At 59.2% G+C, this 17,063-nt stretch carries 19 protein-coding genes; 9 read left to right on the forward strand and 10 right to left on the reverse strand.

The genetic code is table 11. From position 1 onward, the window contains the following. Positions 1-32 precede the first annotated feature (32 nt). Both BK660_RS02565 and BK660_RS02570 read left to right on the forward strand, forming a co-directional pair. Positions 33-305, forward strand: coding sequence for a hypothetical protein (locus tag BK660_RS02565; protein WP_027923616.1), 273 nt, complete (start codon positions 33-35; stop codon positions 303-305). 189 nt (positions 306-494) lie between these two features. After that, the gene (locus tag BK660_RS02570; RefSeq protein ID WP_123431933.1) at positions 495-722 is read left to right on the forward strand and encodes a DUF6555 family protein; all 228 of its coding nucleotides are present in this window, start codon (positions 495-497) and stop codon (positions 720-722) included. 175 nt (positions 723-897) lie between these two features. Here the strand turns inward: BK660_RS02570 and BK660_RS32535 are convergent, their stop codons facing one another. The 3 genes from BK660_RS32535 to BK660_RS02580 are packed head-to-tail and all read right to left on the reverse strand — an operon-like array spanning position 898 to position 2,125. Next, positions 898-1,053 carry a hypothetical protein gene (locus BK660_RS32535; protein WP_185044939.1) on the reverse strand — a complete coding sequence of 52 codons (156 nt, stop codon included), beginning with the start codon at positions 1,051-1,053 and terminating at the stop codon, positions 898-900. A gap of 59 nt (positions 1,054-1,112) precedes the next feature. Then, positions 1,113-1,424, reverse strand: a complete 312-nt coding sequence (locus BK660_RS02575) for an AzlD domain-containing protein (RefSeq protein WP_185044989.1) — start codon at positions 1,422-1,424, stop codon at positions 1,113-1,115. Then, complete coding sequence (locus tag BK660_RS02580) at positions 1,424-2,125, reverse strand: AzlC family ABC transporter permease (protein ID WP_123431935.1); 702 nt, start codon at positions 2,123-2,125, stop codon at positions 1,424-1,426. The genes BK660_RS02575 and BK660_RS02580 overlap by 1 nt, the downstream gene beginning before the upstream one ends. Before the next feature lie 185 nt (positions 2,126-2,310). Between BK660_RS02580 and BK660_RS02585 the strand changes: the two genes are divergently transcribed. Genes BK660_RS02585 through BK660_RS02595 form a run of 3 tightly spaced genes read left to right on the forward strand, consistent with a single transcriptional unit; the run spans position 2,311 to position 4,617 of the window. Continuing rightward, positions 2,311-3,243, forward strand: coding sequence for a sensor domain-containing diguanylate cyclase (locus tag BK660_RS02585; RefSeq protein ID WP_123431936.1), 933 nt, complete (start codon positions 2,311-2,313; stop codon positions 3,241-3,243). Positions 3,244-3,302: 59 nt separating this feature from the next. Continuing rightward, positions 3,303-3,677, forward strand: a complete 375-nt coding sequence (locus BK660_RS02590) for a DUF2784 domain-containing protein (RefSeq protein ID WP_123431937.1) — start codon at positions 3,303-3,305, stop codon at positions 3,675-3,677. 22 nt (positions 3,678-3,699) lie between these two features. Then, positions 3,700-4,617: a LysR family transcriptional regulator gene (locus BK660_RS02595; protein WP_123431938.1), complete on the forward strand. Its 918-nt coding sequence runs from the start codon at positions 3,700-3,702 to the stop codon at positions 4,615-4,617. A gap of 2 nt (positions 4,618-4,619) precedes the next feature. On the opposite strand, the gene BK660_RS02600 is transcribed toward BK660_RS02595, so the two are convergent. After that, positions 4,620-6,197 carry a sensor domain-containing diguanylate cyclase gene (locus BK660_RS02600; protein WP_123431939.1) on the reverse strand — a complete coding sequence of 526 codons (1,578 nt, stop codon included), beginning with the start codon at positions 6,195-6,197 and terminating at the stop codon, positions 4,620-4,622. Between the two features lie 114 nt (positions 6,198-6,311). Continuing rightward, positions 6,312-6,839: a DUF3087 domain-containing protein gene (locus tag BK660_RS02605; protein ID WP_123431940.1), complete on the reverse strand. Its 528-nt coding sequence runs from the start codon at positions 6,837-6,839 to the stop codon at positions 6,312-6,314. A gap of 215 nt (positions 6,840-7,054) precedes the next feature. On the opposite strand from BK660_RS02605, the gene ppnN reads away from it, so the two are divergent. Further along, complete coding sequence (ppnN, locus tag BK660_RS02610) at positions 7,055-8,428, forward strand: nucleotide 5'-monophosphate nucleosidase PpnN (protein WP_123431941.1); 1,374 nt, start codon at positions 7,055-7,057, stop codon at positions 8,426-8,428. Positions 8,429-8,706: 278 nt separating this feature from the next. Here the strand turns inward: ppnN and BK660_RS02615 are convergent, their stop codons facing one another. Beyond that, positions 8,707-9,735, reverse strand: coding sequence for an alpha/beta fold hydrolase (locus tag BK660_RS02615; RefSeq protein WP_123431942.1), 1,029 nt, complete (start codon positions 9,733-9,735; stop codon positions 8,707-8,709). A 191-nt stretch (positions 9,736-9,926) separates the two neighbouring features. Here BK660_RS02615 and BK660_RS02620 point away from each other — a divergent pair, with 191 nt between their 5' ends. Both BK660_RS02620 and BK660_RS02625 read left to right on the forward strand, forming a co-directional pair. Next, positions 9,927-10,667, forward strand: a complete 741-nt coding sequence (locus BK660_RS02620) for a response regulator (RefSeq protein ID WP_123431943.1) — start codon at positions 9,927-9,929, stop codon at positions 10,665-10,667. 161 nt (positions 10,668-10,828) lie between these two features. Continuing rightward, positions 10,829-11,131 carry a phage infection protein gene (locus BK660_RS02625; protein WP_123431944.1) on the forward strand — a complete coding sequence of 101 codons (303 nt, stop codon included), beginning with the start codon at positions 10,829-10,831 and terminating at the stop codon, positions 11,129-11,131. Between the two features lie 151 nt (positions 11,132-11,282). Here the strand turns inward: BK660_RS02625 and BK660_RS02635 are convergent, their stop codons facing one another. Both BK660_RS02635 and BK660_RS02640 read right to left on the reverse strand, forming a co-directional pair. Beyond that, positions 11,283-11,741 (reverse strand): metallophosphoesterase family protein, encoded by a 459-nt coding sequence (locus tag BK660_RS02635; protein ID WP_123431945.1) that lies wholly within the window; start codon positions 11,739-11,741, stop codon positions 11,283-11,285. 34 nt (positions 11,742-11,775) lie between these two features. Then, a complete protein-coding gene (locus tag BK660_RS02640; RefSeq protein WP_123431946.1) occupies positions 11,776-12,774 on the reverse strand; it encodes a bile acid:sodium symporter family protein in 999 nt (332 codons plus the stop codon). A 203-nt stretch (positions 12,775-12,977) separates the two neighbouring features. Between BK660_RS02640 and BK660_RS02645 the strand changes: the two genes are divergently transcribed. Then, the gene (locus BK660_RS02645) at positions 12,978-13,997 is read left to right on the forward strand and encodes an AbrB family transcriptional regulator (RefSeq protein ID WP_123431947.1); all 1,020 of its coding nucleotides are present in this window, start codon (positions 12,978-12,980) and stop codon (positions 13,995-13,997) included. 258 nt (positions 13,998-14,255) lie between these two features. On the opposite strand, the gene BK660_RS02650 is transcribed toward BK660_RS02645, so the two are convergent. Both BK660_RS02650 and BK660_RS02655 read right to left on the reverse strand, forming a co-directional pair. After that, positions 14,256-15,659 (reverse strand): MFS transporter, encoded by a 1,404-nt coding sequence (locus BK660_RS02650; RefSeq protein WP_123431948.1) that lies wholly within the window; start codon positions 15,657-15,659, stop codon positions 14,256-14,258. A gap of 537 nt (positions 15,660-16,196) precedes the next feature. Beyond that, the gene (locus tag BK660_RS02655) at positions 16,197-16,937 is read right to left on the reverse strand and encodes an HD domain-containing protein (RefSeq protein WP_259698467.1); all 741 of its coding nucleotides are present in this window, start codon (positions 16,935-16,937) and stop codon (positions 16,197-16,199) included. Positions 16,938-17,063: the final 126 nt, after the last annotated feature.

The raw sequence follows: 17,063 nt of genomic DNA on the forward strand, positions 1-17,063 counted from the left end.
TTAAAAATCAACAAGCCTTGCAGAGAACTAAGTTGCGCGACGATCTTGTAATTAATCAAGTCAGCAGCCTGGAGTGTGTGTACCTGTCCATGACAGAACGCTATCAACTTGACTGCTTTATCGGGCAATACATAAAGACCCGGAACCTGCGTTCTATCCCCAATATCAATGACATCCTGCGTTCGACCCTCGCCACCTACGCCGGCACCCCGCCGGTCATGGTCAATGAGTTGAATGCATGGATCGACAGGAAATTGGGCTATCGGGCTTCCCACCCGGATTTTCCGTCGTTGGAAGACCTTTGAAATGAGGCCCGGTGCCGTTCAGCATAAGAACTGAACGAACCGGACTTCGTTGCACTCTCAGTAGTAGAGGCCTGCGGGCCTCCTTCTTTTCAGATTCCTTATTTCTGCACACCGCTTGTACAGCAGATTTCCCTGAATTCCCCGTTTCACTGCTGAGCCCAAGCCCAAGGCTGACCTCAGGAGCAAAACATGAGCGAACTCGTCCCCTACGCCGTGCACTATTTGTTCGAAGGCGTTGGTCAGCACTTTTTTAAACTGGCCGAACAGTTTTCGGATGTCGACGCGATTTATTCGGCGTCCGCCCATGCCTATCCGCAGTCCGGGCGAAAGATCGCCGCACACGCCACCCTCGACGCCGCGCGGTTGACCGCCACGCAACTGGGCATCACCCAAATTCGCTGGAACGAGGCGATCTGACAGGCAACCACACAACCCTGTAGCAGCTGGCGAAGCCTGCGTCCGAGTGCGTAGCAGTCGTAAAATCGGCGCATGCGGTGTTTCAGATAGACCGCGTCAGCAGGATTTACGACTGCTTCGCAGCCGAACGCAGCCTCGCGCTGCTCGTCAGCTGCTACACGAGTCGTGGTGTATTTCAGGGCTTCAGCGGACGCTCTACGTCGCGGTCTGACAGTTCTTTACCGTCGTCGGGGTGCTTCCAGTCCTGCCGCGAACGTTCCTGCCGCTTGATCTCTTCTTCCGTGGGTTCATCCTCATTTTCAAAATCCGGATGTTTTTGATCGTTGGCCATGCGCACCTCTCTTCCAGTGAAGGGACCCATTAAGCGTAGAACACATTCGAGCGTTCGACTCAGAGCCACCAACGCAGCAAAAAGAAAAACCCCATGCTCAGGAGCATGCTGAGCAAGGTGTTGCGGGTGTAAAGCACCAGCCCCACCGCCACCAGCGAACTGATCAGGTACGGGTTGTCCCAGTGCAGATTGAGCTGCTTGTCGGGCATGAACACGATCGGCCCACAGATCGCGGTCAACATGCCTGGCACGGCAAAACCGAGGAACTGCCGGGCGTTGCTGCTCAAGCGCACTGGCAGCCGCGGTTCGAGAAACACGTAACGGTTGAGAAACACCAACACACCCATTCCGAAAATCACCGCCCACACCATCATGCTGCACGCCCCAGATAAAGTTTGTTGCAGATAAAACCAGCGGTCATGCCCACCAACCCGGACAGCACCAGCGCCGAGCCCCATTGCCAGTAGCTGAACAGCACCGAACAGAACAACGACACCGCGACGCACACCACCGTGGGCACGTTGCGCACCACTGGGGTAATCAAGGCGATGAAAGTGGCGACGATGGAGAAGTCCAGGCCCAGATGTTCGAGCCCCGGAATGTTGCTGCCCAGCACGATGCCCGCCAGGGTGAACAGGTTCCAGGCGACATAAAACGTCAGCCCGACGCCCAGCGCGTACCAGCGATTGAATTGCTGTTTGTCATGCTGACTGGTCAGCGCAAACAACTCGTCGGTGAGCAAAAAGCCCAACCCCACGCGCCAACGCCCCGGCAACGGCGAAATCACCGAACGCATGCTCATGCCATACAGCAGATGCTGCGAGGTCAGCAGCAACGTGGTCAGCAGAATCGAAAAGACCCCGGCACCGCCCTTGAGCATGCCGATGGCGACCAACTGTGCGGCCCCGGCAAACACAATGCTCGACAAGCCCTGCCCTTGCAGCGGCGTGAGGTTGGCCTCGATGGCCATGGATCCGGCCAGCAAGCCCCAAGGCGCGGTGGCCAGGGACAGCGGCACGATCGCTGCGGCGCCGCGCAGAAAGGCACTGCGCGGCATGATTGAATTCGTCATAACGCCCTACAACCGGTGAAAGACCCGAGACTGTGCCAGCAGTCGCGGCGGATGGCTTGAACAATCTTGCGCACTTGCGTCATAGCCCGTACGGCGAAGGGGCTCCGTTCATCGGCCGGGCGCTTGATTCGCCCCGATAGTAGCAACATGATGGCGCTGCATATTTTCTTGAGGCCAGGCCCTGCATGAGCTCAGTCGAACCCGATAGCGATGTCTATAAAACCCTGCTTGAGTCAACCAATGCAATTCCTTGGCGGATCGACTGGAAAACCATGACGTTCAGCTACATCGGCCCGCAGATCGAGGCGTTGCTGGGCTGGAAGCAGGACAGTTGGATGACGGTCAACGACTGGGTCGAGCGCATGCACCCGGACGATCGGGATTACGTGGTGGAATTCTGCGTCTCGCAATCGCGCGCCGGGGTCGATCACGAGGCGGATTATCGGGCGCTGACCCAACAGGGCGACTACGTGTGGATTCGCGACGTGGTGCACGTGGTGCGCAAGGACGATGAAGTGGAAGCGCTGGTGGGCTTCATGTTCGACATCAGCGAACGCAAGAAAACCGAAGAACACCTGAGCCGGCTGCAGAAGCAACTTGAAGAGTATTCGTTCCAGGACGGCCTCACCGGTATCGCCAACCGGCGTATGTTCGACACCGTCATGGAACGCGAATGGGGCCATGCCCAGCGCAGCGGTTTGCCGCTGTCGTTGCTGATCCTCGACATCGACTACTTCAAGCAATACAACGACCACTACGGCCACATCAAGGGTGACGAATGCCTGCGCCAGGTGGCCCAGACGTTGTCGCTGGCGGCCAATCGACCGCGTGATTTCATCGCCCGGATCGGCGGCGAAGAGTTTGTCTGGCTGCTCCCGGAAACCGATGCCGAGTCGGCACGGCTGGTGGCGCGCAAATGCCTGCACCTGATTCGCCAGCAACAGATTACCCATGAGTTTTCTCCGGTATCGCCCCTGTTGAGCGTGAGCCTGGGCGTCGGCACCACGGTCGCGCCGCTGCAAGCGACGGCGGTCGACTTCATCGAGCAGGTCGACAAGTTGCTCTATCGCGCCAAACACAACGGGCGGATGCGCGCCGAGTTCGCGGATTTGCGCTGAACACCGGGAGACGTCCGAGTACCATGAAGCGATCCACCTAATCAGGTCAGGGAGTCGACATGCTTTACCGGATCGCCGCCGACGGGCTGGTGCTGTTTCATCTGCTGTTCATTCTGTTCGTGCTGTTCGGCGGGCTGCTGGTGCTCAAATGGCGGCCGCTGATCTGGGCTCACCTGCCCGCCGCTGCGTGGGGCGTGATGGTCGAGGTCTTGCACCTGACCTGCCCGCTGACCCAGTGGGAAAACCTCATGCGCCAGGCCGCCGGGCAAACCGGCTACGGCGGTGGTTTTATCGAGTATTACGTCTGGCCAGTGATTTACCCGGCCGGTCTGACACCCGCGATTCAATTGGCGCTGGGCAGCGTGGTGTTGGCGATCAACGTGCTGGTCTATCTTCGGTTGTTCAGGCAGTGGAAACTGCGCCGGGCCGCCTGACACAAACGCCGAGGATGAACCCATGCTGTCGATTGAAGACCTGTCATTGCTCCAGGCCATCCGCGAGACCGGCAGTCTGTCGCGGGCCGCTGCGCACCTGGGCAAGGCGCCGTCGACCGTGTCCTACGCCGCGCGACAACTGGAAGAGCGCTTCGACGCCCTGCTCTTCGACCGCCGTCGCTACCGCTTGCAACTCACCCCGGCCGGTGAGTTGCTGGTGAACGAGGCGGCGCGGTTGATGCAGGACGTGTCCCGCCTGACCCAGCGGGTGCAGCAAGTGGCCAACGGCTGGGAAAGCCGACTCTGGATTGTCACCGACGAACTGCTCGAGTTCGAAGCCTTGATTCCGGTGATCCACGAGTTCGACGCGCTGGAATCCGGCGTGCCGCTGCGCATCACTCACGAGGTACTCAAAGGCGTTTGGGAAGCCCTGCGTGAAGGCCGTGCGGACTTGATCATCGGCGCCACCAACGAGCCGCCAGCGATCCCGACCCTGCGCTGGATGCAACTGGGGGAAATGGAATGGGTGTTCGCGGTTTCACCGAAACACCCGCTGGCCAAGGCCAAAGAGCCGATTTCCCGAGCCATGGTCGCGCAGCACCGGGCGATTGTCGTGGCTGACTCGTCGCGGGTCACCGAGGGCAGCACCTACGGCGTGTCGGGCGGCCAACCGGTACTCGCCGTGCCGACCATGCGCGCCAAAGTCCTCGCTCAATGCGCTGGCCTGGGCGTCGGCTGGCTGCCCCGGCATCGGGTGAACTCATTGCTGAAAAACGGCACGTTGGTCGAAAAACAAATGGCCGACCCGCGCGAACCGAACATTCTGTACGCCGGCTGGCGCGGCGATCATGACGGTCGCGCATTGGGCTGGTGGCTGGAAAAACTCAAGCAGTCGTACCTGTCCACCCAACTGGTTCAGGGCAGCGACCGGTTTGTCTGACCTCAGTTGGCAATCACGCTCATGTTGCGTCCGCTGGACTTGGCCACATACAAGGCCTTGTCCGCTGCGGTGACCACATCGTTGGGCTGGTCCTGCGAGGCCGTGTTGTAGGCGCAAACGCCGACGCTGACCGTCACCCTGCCTTCCGCGCTGTCGAGGTGTTCGATGTCCGCTTGCAGGACGGCGTGACGAATTTTTTCCGCCACCAGGAACGCGCCGACATAGTCCGTGCCGGGCAGCACCACGGTGAACTCTTCGCCGCCATAACGGGCGGCAAGGTCGCCGGGGCGCTTGATGTTGTCCTTGATGATCGCGCTGATCCGGCGCAAACACTCGTCGCCGGCGACATGACCGTATCGGTCATTGAAGCTCTTGAAGTGATCGACATCGATCATCAGCATCGCGAGGTGGGTCTGGGTGCGCCGGGCGCGGCCCATTTCCGCGAGGATAAACAGGTCGAACTGACGCCGGTTGGACAGCCCGGTCAGTGCGTCCTCCAAGGCCAGCAGTTCAAGGCTGCGATTGACCTCGATGAGCTTTTCCTGACCGTCGAGCAACACGCGCTGGAAGTGATGTTGCTGCTTCATGAAGTAAATGAGGCGGTAACCGAGCACGCCCAGAAACAGCAGTAGCGACAACACGATCCCCGCGCTCAGCGCCGTCTCTTTGCGCCAACTGGCCAGGACTTCCTCTTTGTCCAGCGCGGCAAAGATGATCAGCGGATAGCCGGTGACCCGCCGAAACCCGACCACCCGCTCCACACCGTCCACAAATGACTTGACGGTGGCCGTGCCGGAATCGCCTTGGGGCAACAGTTGGGTGAACAGCGGCCCCTTGGCCACGCTGATGCCAATGTCAGCCTCTTTGAACGGCCGACGCACCACAATGCTGGCGTCATCGGCAATCAGGTTGATCACCCCGTTCTGGCCCATGTCGATGCTGTCGTACAGCGCCAGGAAATGGCTGAGATAAATCGAGGCCAGCGCCACCCCGGCAAATCGGCCATCCGGATAATTGATCCGGCGTGACACGGTCATGACCCATTCACCGCTCGAACGACTTTTTATCGAGCGACCGATGTGCGGGCCACGGTCGGGATGGTCACGATGGTAGATGAAATATTCACGGTCGGAATTGTTGGCGTTGGGCACCTCTGCGCCATTGGAGTTGGCGATCCAGCGCCCTTGTTCGTCGTAGACAAACAGGCCATGCAGCTGCTTGAGCTCATCGCGCTCAGCGCGGAGCAATCGTTGCAACCGGGGCAGTTGCTGCGGGCCGGCGCCCTCGTTTTCGAGGCGGTCCACCAGGGCAAACAGCAGCGTATCGGCCTGTTTGATCGACGCCTGCGCCTGCGAGGCCAGGGTCTGCGCCAGGTTGGACATGGCCACTTCTTTGTCCTGCAAATGGTACTGGCGCGAGTTCCAGGCTTCCCAGAACACGATCGCGGTCATCGACAGGCACACCGCGGCGAGCAGCACCACTGCATAGCGGACCTTGAGCCGTGACTCAATCTGGCCGGGCACCCAAGGCGTGGCAGGACGCGGGTTTGCAATCGGATCTTTGATGGACGGATTCCCCATGACAGTCCCTGATTCGTTATGACAGGGCGATTTTTCCTGTTCGCCCTTTAGATGCCGCATCAGAATCACAATAGGTGATTTGCCGGCCCCGTGATGGGTTTGTGTCGGCAAACCTTATTTCGACGCCTGTTTCACCGCCTCAAGCCAGGCTGGATCCAGACGGGTCTGGTCAGTGTCGATGCCCAGTTCCTCCATCCGCGCCTTGTGCTGATCCATCTCGCGAACCAGTTGGCTGTGGTCGCTGGAGTTGGCGTCCAGCTCGTGCATCTGGTGCAGGCCCAGGTGGTAGAAGCGCAGCAGTTTCATGGCCACTGGATCACCGGTCGCCACCGCTGCGGTGACCTGATGCATGATGTTGGTGACGCTCATCAGGCTGCGTTTGAGCTGCCAGCCGTAGACCGCTGCGGCCATCCACGGCTGGTTCCAGAACTTGCCGCGCATCAGCGCCACCATCAGCAACACCGCGACAAACACGCCGCCGACGTTATAGCGCAGGTTGTCGCCGCCGGGTTCACCGAACAACGCCACCGCCGCCGTGGACAGCCCCATCGCCAACGCGAGGAACATCAGGGCAATAATCACCGTACTGCGGCGTGTCTGTTGTCGATAGGTTTGAGCGTTCTGCGGCTGGATTTCGAACATCGCAACAGGTTTCCTTGGGAGCAGAGACAAAAAGAAAGCCAGGCATTATCGCCTCTGCGAGGGATTTAGCTATGCTGGGGCTCCTTTTCATCTTTTCATGTCAAACGGGGGACATGGCGGTATAGCGCAGTTCGTGCCATCTTCATCCATGGATACACACTATTCGGATGCCATTCGCGCGGCTCGGTGAGTGACATCGTTTTAAGGATCACTGAATGACCCAACGACAAGTAATCAACGCCTCGGTCAGCCCTAAAGGCAGCCTGGAAACCCTTTCCCAACGCGAAGTCCAACAACTGAGCGAAGCCGGTTCCGGCAGCACCTACAACATCTTCCGCCAGTGCGCCCTGGCCATCCTCAACACCGGCGCCCATGTCGATAACGCCAAGACCATCCTCGAAGCCTACAAAGATTTTGAAATCCGCATCCACCAGCAAGACCGCGGCGTACGCCTGGAGCTGCTGAACGCCCCGGCCGACGCCTTCGTCGACGGCGAAATGATCGCCAGCACCCGTGAAATGCTGTTCAGCGCCCTGCGTGACATCGTCTACACGGAAAACGAACTCGACAGCCAGCGCATCGACCTGAGCACCTCTCAGGGCATCAGCGACTACGTGTTCCACCTGCTGCGCAACGCCCGCACCCTGCGCCCCGGCGTCGAGCCGAAGATCGTGGTCTGCTGGGGCGGTCACTCGATCAACACCGAAGAATACAAATACACCAAGAAAGTCGGCCACGAACTGGGCCTGCGCAGCCTCGACATCTGCACCGGTTGCGGCCCCGGCGTGATGAAAGGCCCGATGAAAGGCGCGACCATCGCCCACGCCAAGCAGCGTATCCACGGCGGTCGTTACCTGGGCCTGACTGAGCCGGGGATCATCGCCGCCGAAGCGCCGAACCCGATCGTCAATGAGCTGGTGATCCTGCCGGACATCGAAAAACGCCTGGAAGCGTTCGTGCGTGTCGGCCACGGCATCATCATTTTCCCGGGTGGCGCGGGCACGGCCGAAGAGTTCCTGTACCTGCTCGGCATCCTGATGCACCCGGACAACGACGGCCTGCCCTTCCCTGTCGTCCTCACCGGGCCCAAGCATGCCGCACCGTACCTGGAGCAACTGGACGCGTTCGTCGGCGCCACACTGGGCGACGCGGCGAAGAAGCATTACGAGATCATCATCGATGATCCGGCGGAAGTCGCACGGCAGATGACCCAGGGCCTCAAAGCGGTCAAACAGTTCCGCCGCGAGCGCAATGACGCGTTCCACTTCAACTGGCTGCTGAAGATCGACGAAGGCTTTCAGCGCCCGTTCGACCCGACCCACGAAAACATGGCCAACCTGAAGCTGAGCCGGACACTGCCAGCCCACGAACTGGCGGCCAACCTGCGCCGTGCGTTCTCCGGCATTGTCGCCGGCAACGTCAAGGACAAGGGCATCCGTTTGATTGAGCAGCATGGGCCGTATCAGATCCGTGGCGATGCCGAGATCATGCGTCCACTGGACCAACTGCTCAAAGCGTTCGTCGCCCAGCACCGGATGAAATTGCCGGGTGGCGCGGCGTATGTGCCGTGTTATCAGGTCGTGGCGTAACCCACAACCCGACTAACACCCTGAAACCCTGTGGGAGCGAGCCTGCTCGCGATGAGGCCATGTCAGTCAACATTTATGCTGAATGACACACCGCCATCCCGAGCAGGCTAACCCCTGTAGCAGCTGACGAGCAGCGCGAGGCTGCGTCCGGCTGCGAAGCAGTCGTAAAATCTGTACATGCGGTGTTTCAGACAGACCGCGTGAGCAGGATTTACGACTGCTTCGCAGCCGGACGCAGCCTCGCGCTGCTCGTCAGCTGCTACAGAGGCTAGCGCGTGTTACAGGTGATCAGCGTCGATCACTGCCTTGGCAAACGCCTGCGGATCTTCCTGCGGCAGGTTGTGGCCGATGCCGCCGTTGATCAACCGGTACTCATACTTGCCGGTAAAACGCTTGGCATAATCCTCGGCTGCCGGATGCGGTGCGCCGTTGGCGTCCCCTTCCATCGTGATGGTCGGCACCGTAATCGAAGGCGCCGTGGCCAGTTTCTGCTCCAGCGCTTCGTATTGCGGTTCGCCCTGCACGATGCCCAACCGCCAGCGGTAGTTGAAAACGGTGATCGCGACATGGTCCGGGTTGTTCAACGCGGCAGCGCTGCGATCGTAGGTCGCATCGTCGAAAGACCATTTCGGCGACGCCGTCTGCCAGATCAACTTGGCAAAGTCGTGACGGTTTTTTTCGTAGCCGGCCTGGCCGCGATCGGTCGCGAAATAGAACTGATACCACCACTGCAATTCAGCCTTGGGCGGCAACGGGTTCTTGCCTGCAGCCTGGTTGCCGATCAGATAACCACTCACCGACACCAGCGCCTTGACCCGCTCCGGCCACAGCGCCGAAACGATGTCTGCCGAACGCGCGCCCCAGTCATAACCGCCAAGCACAGCCTGTTTGATCTTGAGCGCATCCATGAAGTCGATCACGTCACTGGCCAGCGCAGCAGGCTGGCCGTTGCGCAGGGTCTTGTCCGACAGGAACTGCGTGTCGCCATAGCCCCGTGCATACGGAATCAGCACCCGGTAACCCTTGGCCGCCAGCAACGGCGCCACTTCGCTGTAGCTGTGAATGTCGTAGGGCCAACCGTGCAGGAGAATCACCACCGGACCGTCGGCGGGCCCCACCTCGGCGTAAGCCACATTCAACAAGCCAGCCTTGACGTGCTTCAGCGGACCGAACGAATCGTGCGACTGCGCTTTCGCCACCACCGGCTCCGCAGTCGGGGTCGTGGTTTGATCATCGGCATGGGCCGAGAATGCAGCACCGTTCAGGACGGCTAAGAAGCTGGCGGCAATGAGTGTGTTCCAGTTCATGATCAGTTCCTCAGGGTGACGAAAGGCGGTGGCGGTGAAGCAAGTTGTCTTGTCTCGATGGAAGCCATTTAATCGCCCGGAGGTATCTGCCATGTGTCGTCAACACCACGTTATTAAGGCGTAAGGTGTCAAACAGCGCCTGCGATACAGTGCGATACAATTCTCACAGCGAATAACAAGAGGGTTGAGCGATGGAGCACGTGAACCACATCCTGATTGTCGATGACGATCGCGAGATCCGCGAGCTGGTGGGCAATTACCTGAAGAAGAATGGCCTGCGCACCACAGTGGTTGCCGATGGCCGGCAGATGCGCCATTTCCTGGAAACCAACCAGGTCGACCTGATCGTGCTGGACCTGATGATGCCCGGCGATGACGGCCTGGTGCTGTGCCGCGAATTGCGCGCCGGCAAGCACAAAGCCACGCCGATCCTGATGCTCACCGCCCGCAACGACGAAACCGATCGCATCCTCGGCCTGGAAATGGGCGCCGACGATTACCTGACCAAACCCTTCGCCGCCCGCGAGTTGCTCGCGCGGATCAACGCGGTATTGCGCCGCACGCGAATGCTGCCGCCGAACCTGCTGATCACTGAAACCGGTCGCCTGCTCGGTTTCGGCCGCTGGCGCCTCGACACCACCGCTCGCCACTTACTGGATGAAGACGACACCCTGGTCGCCCTCAGTGGCGCGGAATACCGTTTGCTGCGCGTCTTTCTCGATCACCCGCAACGGGTGCTCAGCCGCGATCAGTTGCTCAACCTGACCCAAGGCCGCGATGCCGACCTGTTTGATCGCTCCATCGATTTGCTGGTGAGCCGCTTGCGCCAACGCTTGCTCGATGACTCGCGCGAGCCGACCTATATAAAGACCGTGCGCAGCGAAGGCTACGTGTTCTCCTACCCGGTGGAGTTGCTCGGTGCCGAATTCTGATCGGGTTTTGTATCCGTCTGTATAAGAACCCGCGACAGATACGCAAACCCCGATTTCGACGGGTTACAGCACACATCACCGATACACCCGAGCGTTTAACTGTGATCACCGGATAGCAGCCGCTACCGACCCACTCACACTAAACGCACGGAGAATCAACCATGTTCAACTTCTCGAAAGTCTCGTCCCTGGCACTCGGTCTGGCACTGGTCGGTGGTCTCGGTCTGTCTAACCTGGCCTCGGCGAATACCGCCAGTGCCATGTCCCACAGCCAGCATCAGCAACTGTTGGTGGAAGGTGGTTCGGATCGCCTGATCCAGAATCGTGTCGCTGAAGGCGGTGCCGATCGCTTGCAGGAACTGCGTGAGCGTGTCGCGCTGATCAGCCCGAGCAACGCCGTGCGAAGTGGTGTGGTGGTTGCAGAGAACCGCCCTGAATTCGGTTCGAAATATCAGCGGTATTGATCCCTGATCGACACCACAACACAGATCAAATGTGGGAGCGGGCTTGCTCGCGAAGGCGGCGTTACATTCAACATTTCTTTTGAATGTTAAGCAGCCTTCGCGAGCAAGCCCGCTCCCACAGTTTTGATTGCCGTACGCAATAAAGAAACGATCATTCCAGTAACGAGATCAGCCGCGGTTCCATCGAGGTATCAAGCACCTCAAGCAACGCCAGCGTCACCGGCAGCTTGAAGCGCCGCCGTCCCGCGCTGCCGGGGTTGAGGAATAGCCGCTCACCGCGCCACTCGATGCGCGGTTTATGCGAATGGCCGGTAATCACCAGTTTGATGTCAGCATCGAGCAACGCCGGAACATCGGCGATGTCATGCACCAGCAACGTGCCCCATCCGTTCAATTCGAAACTCAGCAGATCCTCGATATCTGCCGCCCAAGGCTCGCCCAGGTCATTGTTCCCGCGCACCACCTGCAGCGGAGCAATGGACGCCAGTTGATCGAGAATGTCGAGGGAGCCGATGTCTCCCGCGTGGATGATCCGTTCACAGCCCTCCAGCGCCGCAATCGCTTCGGCGCGGAGCAACCCATGGGTATCGGAAATCACGCCAGCCTTCATGCACAGCTCCAGACGTCGCTTGGGAATCAGGCGATCAAGGATCTACTTGCGCCATCAGTTCGGCAACCGATTCCTGGCGTTTGGCGTAGCGCTGGGCCAGCACCGCACAGACCATCAACTGAATCTGATGGAACAGCATCAACGGCAGGATCAACACGCCGATGGTGCTGCCGGCGAACAGCACCTGGGCCATCGGCACACCGGTGGCCAGACTTTTCTTCGAACCGCAAAAGAGGATGGTGATGCGGTCTTCCACATTGAAACCAAAGGCTTTGCCCAGCACCGTCGAGGCCACCAACACCAGCCCCAGCAACACGCAGCACGCCACCACTAGCCCGGCCAGTTCCCACAATGGAATCTGCTGCCAGATGCCCTCGTTCACCGCTTCGCTGAATGCACCGAACACCACCAGAAGAATCGAGCCCTGATCGACGAACTTCAGCCAACTCTTGTTACGCCCCACCCAGGCACCGATCCAGCGCCGCGCAATCTGCCCGGCAATGAACGGCAGCAGCAGTTGCACGCTGATCTTCACAATCGCATCAAGCGTCGACCCGCCATCGCCATGCACATTCAGCAACAGCGTCACCAACAACGGCGTGATAAAGATCCCGAACAGGCTGGACGCCGCCGCACTGCAAATCGCCGCCGGAATATTGCCCCGCGCCAGGGAGGTGAACGCAATGGCCGACTGCACCGTGGCGGGCAGCGCGCAGAGGTAGAGCATGCCCATGTACAGATCGTCACCGATCAGCGGCGACAGCACCGGTTTGAGCGCCAGGCCAAGCAGCGGAAACAACACAAAGGTCAGGCTGAACACCAACAAATGCAGGCGCCAGTGACCGGCGCCGGCGATGATCGACTCGCGTGACAGTTTGGCGCCATGCAGGAAAAACAGCAGCGCGATGGCGATGTTGGTCAGCCAGCCAAAGCCCACCGCGACCTGACCGCTGGCGGGCAAGAAGCTGGCGAGCAGCACGACGCCGATCAGGGTCAGGGTGAAGTTGTCGGGTAGGAAGCGAGGGCGAGTCATCGAGGGGCATCCGGGTTTGCCAGGAACGTAGCCTCGACTCTAACGCTTCTGCGGATTACCGACTAACGCTAGTAAGCCAGCAGATGTCGCCTAACGGACATGACCAACGAGTCAAACATCGTTCTTGACGCTTGACGCCATTCAATGGGAAAACAGGCCTGGCCCGGATGGAAGCGTCGGTCATTCACGATCAAGGAAGACTCATGAAAACCCTGTTCTGTTTACTGATCGCCACCGGCGTCGGCGCCGCAATGCAATACGCCGGCATTCCCCATGGTCTGTTGCTCGGGTCGATTCTGGCAACGGCGTTGATCGCCAGTCGCCTGCACTTCTCCCCTACCCTGCGTTTCGGCCTCGGCTACGTGCAAATCGTACTGGGGATCGCGACCGGCCTGATGTTTACCGCGTGGGACAGCCACACCGTCGCGGCCATGCTCCCCAGCCTCGGATTGATGCTGTTTTGCTTGATGGTGCAAAGCTCGGTGGCCGGTCTGGCACTGCTGAAAATCGCTGGATGGAACCGCAAGGATTCGCTGCTGGCGGTCTACCCCGGCGCGCTCGCGGCGATATTCGACTTGCTCGAATCCGAACGCGCGTCCAGCAAAGTGATCGTCGTGCATCTGGTGCGACTGCTCGCCATCACCCTCCTCGTCAGCTTCTGCATTCCCGGGCAGACCAACGTGGCGGCGGCCGACAGCGGCGTGCTGGACATGAGCATGGCGCTGCCCCTGCTGTCGCTGATCGCCTTGTGCCTGTTGCTCGGGCGCTTGCTGCTGAACGTCGGCGTGCCGGCGCCGTTCATGCTCACGGCCATCGTGTTCACGGGCGTCTACCTCAAGTTCGGCTACTTGCAGGGCTTTCACATGCCGTCATGGAGTGTCGACTTTGCGACCGTGCTGCTCGGCGCGCTGATTGGCTCGAAATTCAAGGACATATCCTTCGGCGAACTCCTGCATCACGGCCGCGCCGCCGTGATGTCGGTCGGCCTGATGCTGCTGATCGCCGCCGCATTCGCCGGTGTCGCCGGGCAGTTTTTGGCCAGCAACCCGTTGTCGCTATGGCTGGCCTACATGCCGGGCGCCATCGAGACCATCGCCCTCGTCGCCTTCAGCGGCGGGTTGAACGTGGTGTTCATCCTGACCCATCACCTGGTGCGCATGGTGGTGCTGCACTTCGCGCCGGCACTGGTGGTGCAGGCGCGGCGCTGGCGGGAGGATGTTTGAGGAAAGGATTAAGTCGGAGAGATGGTGGCCAGTGCGCCAATCAGAATGGTCAACACCAGAAATCCACCAAGGAAAATTGCCATCTTGCCCATTTGAGGCCTCCTAGATTTTGAGTACGCGGTAGGCCGTCAGTGTGAGCCTGCCGCTGAGTGCATTACAGAGGCAGATAACCCGGAAAAATACGGATCAGATGCCTGAAACGAAAAAGCCCCGCCCCACTGATGTGGGACGGGGCTTTCTACTGCATGGACCGCTGTTTTACAGGTCAGTGATTTCCTTGTGACGTGGCACCAGCATTTTCATCACGCTCCACGCCACCAGATAGGCCAGCGAACAGATGGCGAACATGATCATGTAACCGGTGTGAATGTCGTTGATCGATTTGTAGTAGTCGAACACATAACCACCGATTTTGGTCATCACCACACCGCCCAAACCACCGGCCATGCCGCCGATACCGACCACCGAAGCGATGGTTTTTTGCGGGAACATGTCAGACACGGTGGTGAAGATGTTGCACGACCACGCCTGGTGCGCCGAGGCGCCCACACCAATCAGCAACACCGGCACCCAGAAGCTGATGTAACCCAGCGGCTGCGCCAGCAACACCACCAACGGGAACAGCGCGATCACCAGCATGGCTTTCATGCGACCGTCATACGGCTTGTCGCCGCGCGCCATGAAGTAGCTCGGGAACCAGCCGCCGCCGATACTGCCGATCATCGTCATGCTGTACAACACGGCCAGCGGTGCAACGATGGCCGCACCCTTCATTTCGTATTGCGCCGACAGATAGGTTGGCAGCCAGAACAGGAAGAACCACCACACGCCGTCCGTCATGAACTTACCGAAGGCGAACGCCCAGGTCTGGCGGTAGGTCAGCAGTTTGAACCACGATACTTTTTTGGCTGCGACACCCGACACTTCCGGGGTGACCACTTGCACAGGCTCATCGGCACGGATGTAGGCCAGTTCCTCGGCCGACAGACGTTTTTGCTGCTCTGGCTTTTCGTAGAGTGCGATCCAGACCGCGACCCAGACGAAGCCCAACAGGCCAATCACGATGAACGCGGCTTCCCAACCCCAAATGCCGGCAATCAGCGGCACGCAGATCGGCGCCAGGATCGCACCGACGTTGGCGCCGGAGTTGAAGATGCCCGTGGCGAACGAGCGTTCCTTCTTAGGGAAGTATTCCGCAGTGGCCTTGATCGCGATCGGGAAGTTACCCGCTTCACCAATCGCCAGCACGGCACGCGACAACATGAAACCGGCAATGGACACCGGAATCACGGCAAGCCCGAGCGCACTGCTCAGGAAGCCGATGCCCTCACCCATTGGCACTGCAAAGGCGTGCATCACCGCACCGGTGGACCAGATGCCAATCGCAAACATGTACGCTTTCTTGGTTCCGATCTTGTCGACGAAGCGGCCGGCGAACAACATGGAAATCGCATACACAAACTGGAAAACCGAGGCGATGTTGGCGTAGTCGGTGTTACTCCAGCCAAATTGCGTCGACAGCTGCGGCGCCAACAGACTCAGTACCTGACGGTCGAGGTAGTTGACGGTCGTGGCAAAAAACAACAGTGCACAGATCGTCCAGCGGTATTTGCCGACCGCCTGGCCGACGCGTTGCGCATTGATGGGCTCGTTCAGATTCATGGCATCACTTTATTATTGGATTATGGTGATGATCTCTCGGTTTCAAGCGAGATCAATTGTGTCGTAGAGCATCGCCAAAACGCGAGGAATCCGCGCCAAGGCTGGTCAGGTTCAGCCGTTTCTTGCGATCAACAAAATGCTGTCGGACGAGAGCTAGTAGCGCTTTGACGGGACAATGGACTGCGACGACGCTGATCGCGCGGGCACGCGAGCAGACAACATCAAGCCAGAGGGAGCGACGCTGGAGGGAATGAGTACGCAAGATGGATTCATGATGGGGCCGACACTCTTTTTATTTTTAGGCTTCAACAGCCGATGTCTCGTCTGTCGTCGTACAACTGTGCCTTTTATATCGAGATAAGGGTTGGGGTGTCAATCGGAAAGTTGGCCGTTTGTCTGGGGATTTAGCGCGGATTGAGATTTGATATTCGTAGAGAAGCTGCTAGCTGTGGGAGCGCTAGCCGTGTGAATGGGCGGGTGGTGTCGACAGGATGTCTGGGAATTGAATCATCGCCGCGTTGTACGATGACGCGTTGCTCAGTGCTCCCAATGCGAACAGAGAATGACGCTGCAGAGGTTTGTTCGTTTAAAACCCGGATCCTTGAACGCCAGGAAATCATCGTTAAACGTACCGAATGTGCTGCCAGGACGATGTTTCATCCCCTGATAAAACTCGTCGATCATCTTGTGAGCGAAATCGGTTCCGCGGGGATAGCGGGCGATGACCGCTCCACGTTGTTCGTCGGTGAACTGCTCGAAGCCACGTCCAGCCACATCCATTCCCGCGCCAGCCTGCAACAGGGCAATTTCTGAATGCATGTGTTCCGGTATACCCGGCGTCGTATGGAGCGCGACGGCGTTCCAGACTTTCTCTATGTCCCCTTCGAAAATATGATGGCTGCGCAGGAAGTCGCGCGCGGCGTTCGCGCTGTCCACTTCAAAGCGCAACTGGCTCTCTCGATACACCGATGTCAGGCCGAGATCGTGGAACATCGCGGCGACGTAAAGCAGCTCTGGGTCGAAGGTCAGGCCCTTTTGTTGACCGAGCAAAGCGCCCCAGAAATAGACGCGCGTGGAGTGGGAAAACAGCAACTCGCTTTCGGTGTCACGGATGAGCTGCGTCACTTCCTGGGCCATTTTACTGTCCGGGATTTTTACGCTGAGAAGGTCGTTTGTTACCACGGTGGGTTCGTACTCGAATAGGGTCCACAAAAAACAAAAATACACGCCGCTCGGGGAGGAACACAGCGCCAATATGGTGAATTCTGAGTAGGCCAAAGCCAACTTCCATGACCTTCAGAATTTAGCAACTACATGCCTGAGCCGTGCGGCAGAGCGCTACCGACCGGATGCCACCGGCGAGCGTCAATGTTTTCAGCCGGCGCCGCTTGACGCCCAAGCGGT

Source organism: Pseudomonas brassicacearum, assembly GCF_003732265.1.
Taxonomy (GTDB): Bacteria; Pseudomonadota; Gammaproteobacteria; order Pseudomonadales; family Pseudomonadaceae; genus Aquipseudomonas; species Aquipseudomonas brassicacearum_D.

Bases quoted from the DNA above. Each gene is read 5' to 3' on its own strand.
- BK660_RS02570 (WP_123431933.1), top strand. From the start codon at position 495: ATGAGCGAACTCGTCCCCTACGCCGTGCACTATTTGTTCGAAGGCGTT.
- BK660_RS32535 (WP_185044939.1), bottom strand. From the start codon at position 1,053: ATGGCCAACGATCAAAAACATCCGGATTTTGAAAATGAGGATGAACCC.
- BK660_RS02575 (WP_185044989.1), bottom strand. From the start codon at position 1,424: ATGGTGTGGGCGGTGATTTTCGGAATGGGTGTGTTGGTGTTTCTCAAC.
- BK660_RS02580 (WP_123431935.1), bottom strand. From the start codon at position 2,125: ATGACGAATTCAATCATGCCGCGCAGTGCCTTTCTGCGCGGCGCCGCA.
- BK660_RS02585 (WP_123431936.1), top strand. From the start codon at position 2,311: ATGAGCTCAGTCGAACCCGATAGCGATGTCTATAAAACCCTGCTTGAG.
- BK660_RS02590 (WP_123431937.1), top strand. From the start codon at position 3,303: ATGCTTTACCGGATCGCCGCCGACGGGCTGGTGCTGTTTCATCTGCTG.
- BK660_RS02595 (WP_123431938.1), top strand. From the start codon at position 3,700: ATGCTGTCGATTGAAGACCTGTCATTGCTCCAGGCCATCCGCGAGACC.
- BK660_RS02600 (WP_123431939.1), bottom strand. From the start codon at position 6,197: ATGGGGAATCCGTCCATCAAAGATCCGATTGCAAACCCGCGTCCTGCC.
- BK660_RS02605 (WP_123431940.1), bottom strand. From the start codon at position 6,839: ATGTTCGAAATCCAGCCGCAGAACGCTCAAACCTATCGACAACAGACA.
- ppnN (WP_123431941.1), top strand. From the start codon at position 7,055: ATGACCCAACGACAAGTAATCAACGCCTCGGTCAGCCCTAAAGGCAGC.
- BK660_RS02615 (WP_123431942.1), bottom strand. From the start codon at position 9,735: ATGAACTGGAACACACTCATTGCCGCCAGCTTCTTAGCCGTCCTGAAC.
- BK660_RS02620 (WP_123431943.1), top strand. From the start codon at position 9,927: ATGGAGCACGTGAACCACATCCTGATTGTCGATGACGATCGCGAGATC.
- BK660_RS02625 (WP_123431944.1), top strand. From the start codon at position 10,829: ATGTTCAACTTCTCGAAAGTCTCGTCCCTGGCACTCGGTCTGGCACTG.
- BK660_RS02635 (WP_123431945.1), bottom strand. From the start codon at position 11,741: ATGAAGGCTGGCGTGATTTCCGATACCCATGGGTTGCTCCGCGCCGAA.
- BK660_RS02640 (WP_123431946.1), bottom strand. From the start codon at position 12,774: ATGACTCGCCCTCGCTTCCTACCCGACAACTTCACCCTGACCCTGATC.
- BK660_RS02645 (WP_123431947.1), top strand. From the start codon at position 12,978: ATGAAAACCCTGTTCTGTTTACTGATCGCCACCGGCGTCGGCGCCGCA.
- BK660_RS02650 (WP_123431948.1), bottom strand. From the start codon at position 15,659: ATGAATCTGAACGAGCCCATCAATGCGCAACGCGTCGGCCAGGCGGTC.